The sequence below is a fragment of the Chitinophaga sp. genome, from assembly GCF_036569125.1.
GTDB lineage: Bacteria > Bacteroidota > Bacteroidia > Chitinophagales > Chitinophagaceae > Chitinophaga.
On sequence record NZ_DATCRF010000576.1, the window covers coordinates 1 to 10,168 of the forward strand.

Consider the following 10,168-nt stretch of genomic DNA (forward strand, 5'->3'; position numbering starts at 1 on the left):
TTACCGCCGCTGAGTGTGAACTCGCCACTGGTACCCCGGATCTTCTTTTTAGTTATGATATTGATAATACCTGCGGCGCCTTCCGCCTCGTATTTTGCAGAAGGTGAGGTGATCACCTCAACGGATGCAATGCTGCCCGCCGGAATGATCTTTAAGGCTTCCTTCAGATTTTTGGCTAGCAGGCCCGATGGCAGGCCATTGAGCAGCACTTTAATATTGGCATCGCCCCGCATTTTTACTTCTCCCCCGGGGCTGACAGTGAGCATAGGCACCTTTCTCAGCACATCTGCAGCAGAACCGGCCTTATTACTGATATCCGCTGTAGCGTCATATACCAGCTTGTCTCCTTTCATTGCGATCAGCTTCTTTTTCGCAGTGATGGTAATGGCTTGCAACGTATCTTTCCTGCTTACAGCTACGGTATCGGTTTCCCGTGAAAGCGGTTGCTGCGCGTGAACACGGATGCTTAAGCCGGTGAAGGCTATAACAGAAAGTCTCAAAAGAATAACTGGTGACATAATTGATAATTAAATATCTGCAAAGGAAGGCTGCCCGGCGCCAGCACAGAAAAATGAATGAGCAAACTGCCAAAAAACCTGACGAACACAGTTCATCATCCGGTTTTGCATTTTGTATTTTTATGGTTGACCTTTGTATAACTTAACTTACTGCAGATGGAGAATAAACCGAATTGGCTTAAAAGCCGGTTCTTCCAGGAACTGGTAATATTTATTGCGATGTTTGTGCTTACCATGCTGCACGAATGGATCAAGCTGGATACCTTTATGGCGTTCCTTCAGGGACTGACATTTTTCGTAGTGCTTTACCTGCAGGCGCAGTTCAATCTCCATGTTATTTTCCCGCTGCTGATGGCTAAAAAGTATGCGCTGTACTTTTTTTGCTTTGTGCTGTTAACGTTCATAGGTGCATTGCTGTTACTGTCGCTGGATTATTACTGGATCTCCCCGCAATTATACCGGGAGCCCGATGTTTCTATATTCATGGGTATTGTGTACCACTTTGTGCTCTGTATCATCAGCACCGTTACTATCCTTTCCATGTTCCTGCTGCGCCGGTATGCCACGGAGCTGCAGAAAAGAAGCGAGGTACAGCTGAAGCTCAGTGAAATGAATATTAAATATCTTCACACCCAGCTGAACCCGCATTTCTTTTTCAATATGCTCAATAATCTCTATGGAGTTAGCCTCACTGAACCGGCCCGTACACCGCAGTTAATTCTGAAGCTGTCTGAATTGATGCGGTACCAGCTGGAGAATGGAAGTAAGCGGACTGTCCTCATCCGCGATGAGCTGAAGTTTATTGATAATTACATAGCCATGGAGCGTGAGCGGGTTGGCAAAAGGTGCGAGATCCAATACCGTTTTCCGGAAGAAGATACGCTGCCTGACCGCTACAGGATAGCTCCCCTGATCCTGATCACGCTGGTGGAGAATGCGTTTAAGCATAGTGTAACCATCAGCCGCAAATGGTTTGTTGATATCAGCATTCAATTTTTTAACGATCTGCTCACGGCGGAAGTACGGAATTCATTGCCGGATGAAGCGCTGGTAAGTAATTCCACTGGTATCGGCTTAATCAACATCAAAGAACGGCTGGAGATGCTTTACCGGAATCAATATAGTCTGATCAGCACAACGGAAGGACAGGAATACCGGACAACCTTCAGACTCAATTTAAATGCTATTGAACATGGATGAAAATTTGAAATGCATTATCGTAGATGATGAAGAAGGAGCCCACCTGGTGCTGAAACAGTATATTGGCCAGCTGCCGCAGCTGGAGTTTGCAGCCTCTTTCTACACCGCAGTGGAAGCCATGGGATATATTTATAATAACCGTGTGGACCTGATCTTCCTGGACATCAATATGCCGGGGCTCAGCGGCCTGGAGCTGTTGCAAACCCTGTCAGATCCGCCCCTGGTGATCTTAACCACTGCCTACCAGGAATATGCGCTGGAGGGATACAAATACCGCGTAGTGGACTACCTGGTAAAGCCGTTTGATCTGCAGCGCTTCATGGTGGCCATAGATACCGTGTATTCCAGGCTTCGCCCCAAACCTTTTACTTCCGGGGCAAACGCCGTTGCGGAAGCGATCGCCGGCAGTGTGATGCTGAAAGTGGAAGGTGAGGTCATTAAGGTTTTGTATGATGATATAGTTTATATCCGCAGCTGGGGCAATTATGTAAAAGTATTTACAAAGCAATCCGTGTACCTGAGCCCCATTACAACTACGGAAATAGAACAGAAACTGGATAAAACCAGGTTTAAAAGAATTCACAAATCCTATATCGTTGCTATAAACCGTATCAGTAAGTTAGCCGGTGGGCAGGTACTGTTAGACGAGGGCACTCTTTTGCCTGTTGGGACTACTTACCGCAGGGACCTTATGGATCATTTTCAGTAAACAGCGATTTTGCCTAAGGGGCGAAATCTTTGGGGTTCAGCTCATCTTGCGGTAACATTCATTTGGCTGACTGGGCATACTTTTTTGGCCTACTTCTCTATTTTACTATTTGAAGCTGCCGGTACGGAAGCGCCTGCACGCCGGCTGCTCAGCCAGATGCCCGCCAGCACCAATACCCCTCCCGCCATTTGCAATCCTGTTAATCTATCTTTCAGGAACAGGAAAGCGATCAATGCGCCAATAACAGGGTTTAAGTTCAGAAAGTTCCCTACCTGCGCAGCCGGCAGGCTTTCGAGCGCTCTGTTATATAATGAATAGGCTACGGCAGATGCAAATACTCCCAGGTAGATCATTCCTGCCCATACTTTCCATGAAATAGCAGGCATGCCTCCGGTAATGATCTCGTATGCCGGTAAGGGCAGCGATAATGCAGTGCCGATAAAAGTGCTGACCGTTGTTACCAGCACCGTGTCTGTTTCTTTCAGGCTCCGGGACAGCAAGGTATAGGCAGTCCATAACAGCACTGCACCTACGATCAAAAAACTTCCCAGCAAAGCGTTTTCCGATCTTTGAGCATTGCCTACAAAGCCGACCAGGATCACCCCTGAAACAGACAGTACAATGCCGGCAATAGCGCGTTTCTTCAAATGCTCTTTCAGGATAATAGCTGCAGGAATGGCGATAGCTACGGGTGCAAGCCCTTCGATAAGCGCCCCGGTGGAAGCGGAAACATACTTCATGCCTGTATTGAACACAAAATAGTAAAGAGTGGTTCCTGCCAGGCCCATGAGCGTTAGCTTTCCATATGGCAGGCGGTCTTTTACTTTGCGCCGCCGCGCAATATAAAAGGGCAACAATGCGGCGCAACCGATGAGATTCCGGATACCGGCGAAGATATGCGGCGGCAATTCAGTCACTACCAATTTAGTAACCGTGAAAGAGCTGCCCCATATCATCATAACGAATATAATACTGAGAAAACCTTTGGTTTGTTTGTTGATCAATGGTCCGGGCATAATGCTACAGTTGAATGGCGAGAGCCAAGATAAGAAAAGTTCGCTGACCGCGCTAATTCCGGTTCGCTGTGGAGAGAGGGATATCCTGCATGCTGAAATTGCGTATATTGGCTGTTATGTGTATTTTTCTCTAAAATCTTATCATTTGACAGTACGAAGGAATGAAGTAATTACAATCAGGGAAAGCAGAGAGAAAGATACTGACGCTTTGCGGCATTTGTTTCTTAACACCAGGGTTTCAACTTTTACCTGGATGGATACTTCACGATTTAAGTTATCGGATTTTGAAGAAGAAACAAAAGGCGAATTTATTTTAGCAGCTTTTGTTGATGAGATACCTGTTGGATTTGTTTCTGTATGGACAGCCGACCATTTTATTCACCATTTGTATGTTGACAATAAATTTCAGCATCAAGGCATCGGAACTCAATTATTGAATGCTGTACTTGACAAATTTGATCTCCCGGTCAGATTAAAATGTGAAGAAGATAATACAAAGGCAATTCGCTTTTACAGGCAAAAAGGCTTTGTAGAAAAGGAAAAAGGACAAACAGCAACGGGAACATACATTTTATTCGAATTAAACAAAAGAGCAGCGTAAAAACAGCACACGCCAGCGGTCATCCTTTAATGAAAGATCAATTCAAATTAAACATGAAAGTAAAATACGGACATACAAATATTATAACAAAAGACTGGAAACAACTGGCAGACTTTTATGAATCAGTTTTTAACTGTACACCGGTTCCTCCGCAGCGCGACCAAAAGGGAAACTGGCTTGAGAAAGGAACAGGTGTTCCGAATGCTCATTTAAAAGGAATGCATATACGGCTTCCGGGTTACGGCGACAATGGGCCAACTTTAGAAATTTATCAGTATTCAGAAATAGTAGATTCGGAAAAGCCCTTACCAAACAAACAAGGGTTTGGACATATTGCTTTTCAAGTGGACAATATAATTGATCTGTTAGATCTGGCATTAAAAAACGGAGCAGCAAAAATCGGGGAATTGAGCGAACATTATGTTGAAAATGTGGGGCTGCTGAAGTTTATATATATTTCAGACCCGGACGGTAACATTATTGAACTTCAAAACTGGAGTTAATAAATTCCTCACCGGCAAGCTGTATAGCTGGCAATACAAAGCGGCTTTTTCACTAACAGCTTTTATTCCTACCAATTTATTAATAACTTCGCGTCAATCTTCAACCCTCCTGATGCGTAAACAATTAATAACGGTACTTTTTATGATGGTATGGCTTTGCCAGCTATCAGGCCGTTACTTTGTTGTGCTGGATTTTTACCTCAACCAGGATTATATTGCCAAAAACCTGTGTATTAACAGGGATAAGCCCAAAATGCACTGTAACGGTAAATGCCACCTGAAAAAGAAGCTGCGTGAGGAAGATAAAAAAGAACAGGAAAGCCCCGAACGAAATACAGACAGATACGAAATATTTTATGCAGCATGGTACCACCAGGAAACACCCAAACCTTTTGTTACCAGCATTCCCAAGGATTATGTTTTCCCTTATTGTATAGGCGCCCCGGTTGATCAGCCCACCGGCGTTTTCCATCCTCCCACAGTCTAAGCAAACCATATTATCTTCTCTTACTGTTGAATTGTATGCCGTAAATGGCTGTTAACAGCGCCGTTGTTCACTGTGCGCTAACAGTACATTTAAACATATTTCATCAACACCATTCAGATGTTTTTAACATGGATCTTCTGTGCAATACCAGGAGCGGGCTTTGTTATGCCATTGATTATGTCATTCCTCTAAAATACAAATATGAGAACCTACTTAATACAGGCTTTTACGATAGTATTGACTATAATGAGCTGCAGGCAAACGCAGGAAAAGCTTCCTCTACTGGGTGAGCCAACCGTTTCTCAGCGGGTGGTGAAGGGCAAAAAGGTATATGATTCAATCTATCCCGTAGTTCCGTCCTTTTCTTTCACAGACCAGGATAGTTTAACCGTCAATGAAAAGACGTTTGCCGGCAAGGCCTACATAGCCGATTTTATCTTTTTATCCTGTCCCAGTATCTGTCCTAAAATGACTGCTGAAATGAAAAAGGTTTATGATCATTTCAGTACAGATGAACGGGTATCTTTTCTATCACATACTATTGACCCGGAACGTGATTCTATTCCAAGGCTGAAGGCGTTTACCGTGAGCCTGGGACTTGATGATAAGAAATGGAAGTTTGTTACCGGCAACCAGGACAGTATTTATCTGCTGGCAGAGCGGGGTTACTTCTCAACTGCCTATAGAGACAGTACTGCGCCAGGTGGCTACTTACATAGTGGCGGCCTGTTGCTGATCGATAAAAACAGACATATCAGGGGAGTATATGATGGTACGAACCCTAAAGAAACCGGCCGGCTGATAAATGATATTAATATTCTTTTAAAAGAACCATCCTAAGCACATAATTTGAAGCGGCTTCTATCCATATGGCTTTTAGGCATAATACTTATACAAAGTACCGGTAATTGCTGGATCATAGCCGCATTTTACCTGAACAGGAACCGCATCGAAAAAACGCTTTGCGTGAATAGATTTGACCTCATTCCTGTTTGCAGGGGTTCCTGCTTCCTGGAACGTAAGTTAATTGAAAATGAAAGCAAACAGGAAAGATCACCGGATACCAGGTACAAAGAGATCACGCTATTCTGCCAGGATACGGCAGACGTGCTGACACAACATTTATCCTCTGAAAACAATCCCTCTTTCTGTGACTACCGGTCACCGTACTACCCCCATTTGTATATTCCTCAGATCCTCAAACCTCCGGTCAGGTTTGTATAACCCGTTATTTTTGCTTTGCATTCAACATAAATAAATTACCATACAAGTATGAAATTCAGCAACATTGCTGATCTATCTGCCGGGATGTTTAAGGCAGATAATGACCTTTTCTGGATCGGCAGTCTTGAATGCATACTTGAAAAATACCCTTTGCTGGAACAGCCGCACAGGCAAACGTTCTATACACTACTATGCGTTGAAAATGCGCAGGGCACTGCGGTTATTGATGGAGTTGCAATCCGGCTGGACCGGCCGAAGGTCATTTATGTTAAACCCGGCAGTATATTCAGCATAGATATCAACAGGGCTGCGAGCGGCATAATGATCTTTTTTGAAGAAGACTTTTTTTCGTTGAGGTATAACAATAATGCGCTATTTCATTTTTCCTTTATGAATAAGGAAAGCAGCAATTACGTGCGCCTTGGGGAAAATAAGGCATTTGAATGGAAAATGCTTTGCGGATTCATGCTACAGGAATTTAATGATCAGCATAAAGGTGTAGAGAGTGTGCTCCGGTCGTTCCTCAATATTCTTCTTTGCAAGCTGGACCGGCAATTTAACCCGGTGACGCCGAATGAAAAAAAGAACAATAAAGAAGAAAAGCTGAGACAATTCCAACTATTATTGGATGAGCACTTTAGAAAGCACAAAACACCCTCTTTTTATGCGGAACAATTAAATATTACCACGAATTACATGAATAAGATATGCAGACAGTACAGGGGCATATCCAGCGGAGCGTTGATCCGGAAAAGGATCACTATAGAAGCCCAACGTTTACTGCATTACTCCGTTCGTACGGTCGCAGAGATAGCAAAAGATCTGGAATTTGAAAGCGTTTCCTATTTCATAACTTTTTTTAAAAAGAATACCGGGGTAACACCTGAGAACTTCAGGAAAAGCCACCAATAAAAATTCAGCTATATGCTGAAGACCTTATAGCCTTATCTGAAGCCTGCATTCATTAATCTTAAAAAATCTTAACAATGAAATTACTGAACATATTTTCCCGGCAGATCGATCCGGAAAAAACAGTCCTGGTGGAGGCAATACTGGTAGCGAACAGAATTGCAGTTGGCATTCTGTTGTGCTGCCTGCTGCTATTGCTTTCAAAGCTATTATAGCAGGCACTTTTATCTAAACAACAGAACTGTATAACGATATCAGTACGATTGTTTTTTTAATTACTATCTCTTTATTTTTAAAAAAGCCGGCTTGTTTTATTAAACAACCGGCTTTTTCATTTCTTCCTGTTGGCCTACGCCTGTACTAACTTTGCAGTCAGTAAATATTAAATAATGGATTTCCCGATGTTTCATCTTGACTGGTTAAATGACCGGTTCCTTATTGCTATGATTGCCATCATACATGTTTTTATTAATCATGGTTTGGCCGTTGGGTTTATACCCTACATTACCTGGCTGGAGCAGAAAGGAGTAAAAATGTCCGGCGCCTCGCAAATCACCGATCCTGAATGGGATGATATGGTTTACAAAAAAATGAAGGTAGCCTTTATTATAACAACTACGCTGGGCGCCATGACCGGAGTAGGTATCTGGTTTTCTGCAGCACTCGTGAGCCCCTCTTCGATCGGAAGCCTGATCCGCGTATTTTATTTTGCCTGGTTTATAGAGTGGCTGACCTTTGTATCGGAAGTAGTGCTGATAATGATCTACTTTCTCACCTGGAAGAACGCCGGCAAGACCCTTACATCCAAACTACGCCACATAAGGTTCGGATGGTTCCTTTCTATATTCTCCTGGATCACTATGGCTATTATTGTTTCCATACTGGGGTTTATGATGGACCCCGGAAACTGGAATAAACATCACAGCCTGCTGAACGGATTTACAAATCCCATCTATCTGCCGCAGCTTTTCTTCCGTACACCGGCGGCAATGATATTAGGGGGCATCTTTGGCATGTTGCTGACCACAATATTTGCAAAGAGAGGCACTGCGGTAAGGAATATAGCATTGAGGAACGCATCAAAATGGATACTGTCATGGGCGCCCATTACAGTGGCCGCGGCATACATATACTACCATGCCATGCCGGAGGCTATGCGTTCCAATATGAGCACCGCAGTAGGAACGATCGAATTTGCGCAGTATTATGAATTACTGCGCTACATCATCCCCGGAGCAGTTTCGCTGGTGGTGATCATCAGCATATGGGCATTACTGCGGCCAAAATCAATACGCTTTGTGCTTGTACTGGTGCCCTGCCTGGCAGCCTTTGGTTTCCTTGGCATTTTCGAGCGTGTGAGAGAATTTATCAGAAAACCTTACATCATTGCCGGGTATATGTATTCCAACCTGCTGCGGGAAGAAGATTATCCGCTTTACAAAAGGGATGGTATTCTAAAGTATGCCACGTATGCAAGCACGGTGGAGATAACGGAAGAAAATAAGCTGGCAGCAGGCCGGGACGTATTCATGCTATCCTGCAGCCGCTGCCACACCACAAACGGCATAAACTCCATTGTAGAAGTATTTGAGCGGATCTATGGCGCGGGTAAACCCCTGGATGAAAATTCCATGGAAGCCTATATACCCAATATGCATAATGGCAGAACCTACATGCCTCCGTTTCCAGGAAATAAAAAAGAGTTAAAAGCATTAACCGCTTACATCAAACACCTTCAGCTAAGCGGAGAACCGCTTGGCGGCGCGCAAACGGAAGGGATAACAGTGAATCCACAAAATAATGTACAAGCTGCAGAAGCATTACTAAAAAAAAATGAAACGTCCGCTGCGGATAACGAGCTAAGCAAAAAATAACATCTTATACAACTTATTAAGTCAAACATGATCACTTTACTACAGGCCAATACACCCGTTCCGAGAGACATTCCCCTGGATCTTCCTTTGCCCGAATGGCTGCTGGTGGTTCTATTGATATTATCTTTCCTGGCGCATATAATATTCGTAAACCTGATGCTGGGAGGCTCCATACTCACTTTATGGACGCAGATCAAAGGTCTCAGGGATAAAGAGTATGATACCCTGGCCTATGAAATAGCGAAGACCATAACCGTTAATAAGAGCCTGGCGGTAGTATTGGGTGTGGCTCCGTTACTCAGCATCAATGCCCTGTATACCGTATACTTTTATTCTGCAAATGCGCTGACAGGGCTGATGTGGATCTCAATTATTCCCCTGGTGACCATTGCCTTTCTATTAACGTACCTGCATAAATATACGTGGCATAAGCTTGAAAATAATAAGCCGCTGCATATTTCAATTATTGCAGCAGCCGTACTGGTCTTTTTATTCATCCCGTTGATCTTCCTGACAAATATCAACCTGATGTTATTCCCCGAGAAATGGGGTACCATCAGGGGTTTTGTAAGCGCCTTAACGCTCCCCAACGTATTTCCGCGCTATCTTCACTTCCTTTGCGCATCCATGGCTGTTACCGGCCTGTTCCTGTTTTGGTATGTTGGCAGGAAAAGGTATCCGTTTGAAAACCATTTTCATAAGTTAACCCGCTACGACATTAAGAAAAAAGCGTATTCACTCACATTCGCCGTATCATTGTTTCAATTCATGATCGGGCCTGTTGTGCTTTTAACCCTCCCATCAAAAGGGGTTAAATGGAACCTCATCCTGGTGATCCTTTGCGGTGCAGCTATCGCACTACCGGCAATGTACTGGATGTGGAAAGCCATCACCGGCCCACCCGAAAATATTGACAGGAACTACCGGAAGGTGATCGTTGCTATGACAATAACGGTGCTGTTCATGGGAAGCGGCAGGCATATTTACCGGGCCAATGCTTTAGCGCCTCATAAAAAGCTTATGGCAGCCAAAACAGCTGAATTTGAAAAGATCTCTGCTGAGGCCAGGAAAAATCCGGTTGAAGAAGAAATGCCTGTTGTAGCTGAGCCTTCCGCTGGAGGGATGGC

12 protein-coding genes are annotated in these 10,168 nt (G+C 44.0%); 10 read left to right on the top strand and 2 right to left on the bottom strand.

Annotation, left to right across the window (positions count from 1 at the left end; all coding sequences use genetic code 11):
- Positions 1–518, bottom strand: a 518-nt coding sequence (locus VIM87_RS21650) for a Plug domain-containing protein (RefSeq protein WP_331999025.1), incomplete at its 3' end; no start/stop codon positions are given.
- A 156-nt stretch (positions 519–674) separates the two neighbouring features.
- On the opposite strand from VIM87_RS21650, the gene VIM87_RS21655 reads away from it, so the two are divergent.
- A complete protein-coding gene (locus VIM87_RS21655; protein ID WP_331999026.1) occupies positions 675–1,718 on the top strand; it encodes a sensor histidine kinase in 1,044 nt (347 codons plus the stop codon).
- Positions 1,711–2,427, top strand: coding sequence for a LytTR family DNA-binding domain-containing protein (locus VIM87_RS21660; protein WP_331999027.1), 717 nt, complete (start codon positions 1,711–1,713; stop codon positions 2,425–2,427). Before VIM87_RS21655 ends, VIM87_RS21660 begins: the two co-directional genes overlap by 8 nt.
- An 89-nt stretch (positions 2,428–2,516) precedes the next feature.
- Here the strand turns inward: VIM87_RS21660 and VIM87_RS21665 are convergent, their stop codons facing one another.
- Entirely contained in the window at positions 2,517–3,443 is a 927-nt protein-coding gene (locus tag VIM87_RS21665) for a DMT family transporter (protein ID WP_331999028.1), read from the bottom strand.
- Positions 3,444–3,453: 10 nt separating this feature from the next.
- Here VIM87_RS21665 and VIM87_RS21670 point away from each other — a divergent pair, with 10 nt between their 5' ends.
- The 8 genes from VIM87_RS21670 to VIM87_RS21705 all read left to right on the top strand — a co-directional run.
- Positions 3,454–4,044 carry a GNAT family N-acetyltransferase gene (locus tag VIM87_RS21670; protein ID WP_331999029.1) on the top strand — a complete coding sequence of 197 codons (591 nt, stop codon included), beginning with the start codon at positions 3,454–3,456 and terminating at the stop codon, positions 4,042–4,044.
- Positions 4,045–4,097: 53 nt separating this feature from the next.
- Positions 4,098–4,547, top strand: a complete 450-nt coding sequence (locus tag VIM87_RS21675) for a VOC family protein (RefSeq protein WP_331999030.1) — start codon at positions 4,098–4,100, stop codon at positions 4,545–4,547.
- A 112-nt stretch (positions 4,548–4,659) separates the two neighbouring features.
- Complete coding sequence (locus VIM87_RS21680) at positions 4,660–5,034, top strand: hypothetical protein (protein WP_331999031.1); 375 nt, start codon at positions 4,660–4,662, stop codon at positions 5,032–5,034.
- 201 nt (positions 5,035–5,235) lie between these two features.
- Positions 5,236–5,874 (top strand): SCO family protein, encoded by a 639-nt coding sequence (locus VIM87_RS21685; protein ID WP_331999032.1) that lies wholly within the window; start codon positions 5,236–5,238, stop codon positions 5,872–5,874.
- 432 nt (positions 5,875–6,306) lie between these two features.
- Complete coding sequence (locus tag VIM87_RS21690; protein ID WP_331999033.1) at positions 6,307–7,170, top strand: AraC family transcriptional regulator; 864 nt, start codon at positions 6,307–6,309, stop codon at positions 7,168–7,170.
- Between the two features lie 74 nt (positions 7,171–7,244).
- Positions 7,245–7,382, top strand: a complete 138-nt coding sequence (locus tag VIM87_RS21695) for a hypothetical protein (protein ID WP_331999034.1) — start codon at positions 7,245–7,247, stop codon at positions 7,380–7,382.
- 174 nt (positions 7,383–7,556) lie between these two features.
- Positions 7,557–9,041, top strand: coding sequence for a cytochrome c (locus VIM87_RS21700; protein ID WP_331999035.1), 1,485 nt, complete (start codon positions 7,557–7,559; stop codon positions 9,039–9,041).
- Positions 9,042–9,068: 27 nt separating this feature from the next.
- Positions 9,069–10,168: cytochrome C (locus tag VIM87_RS21705; RefSeq protein ID WP_331999036.1), on the top strand; the 1,100-nt coding region annotated here is incomplete at its 3' end.

Bases quoted from the DNA above. Each gene is read 5' to 3' on its own strand.
- VIM87_RS21665 (WP_331999028.1), bottom strand. From the start codon at position 3,443: ATGCCCGGACCATTGATCAACAAACAAACCAAAGGTTTTCTCAGTATT.
- VIM87_RS21695 (WP_331999034.1), top strand. From the start codon at position 7,245: ATGAAATTACTGAACATATTTTCCCGGCAGATCGATCCGGAAAAAACA.
- VIM87_RS21690 (WP_331999033.1), top strand. From the start codon at position 6,307: ATGAAATTCAGCAACATTGCTGATCTATCTGCCGGGATGTTTAAGGCA.
- VIM87_RS21700 (WP_331999035.1), top strand. From the start codon at position 7,557: ATGGATTTCCCGATGTTTCATCTTGACTGGTTAAATGACCGGTTCCTT.
- VIM87_RS21660 (WP_331999027.1), top strand. From the start codon at position 1,711: ATGGATGAAAATTTGAAATGCATTATCGTAGATGATGAAGAAGGAGCC.
- VIM87_RS21680 (WP_331999031.1), top strand. From the start codon at position 4,660: ATGCGTAAACAATTAATAACGGTACTTTTTATGATGGTATGGCTTTGC.
- VIM87_RS21675 (WP_331999030.1), top strand. From the start codon at position 4,098: ATGAAAGTAAAATACGGACATACAAATATTATAACAAAAGACTGGAAA.
- VIM87_RS21685 (WP_331999032.1), top strand. From the start codon at position 5,236: ATGAGAACCTACTTAATACAGGCTTTTACGATAGTATTGACTATAATG.
- VIM87_RS21655 (WP_331999026.1), top strand. From the start codon at position 675: ATGGAGAATAAACCGAATTGGCTTAAAAGCCGGTTCTTCCAGGAACTG.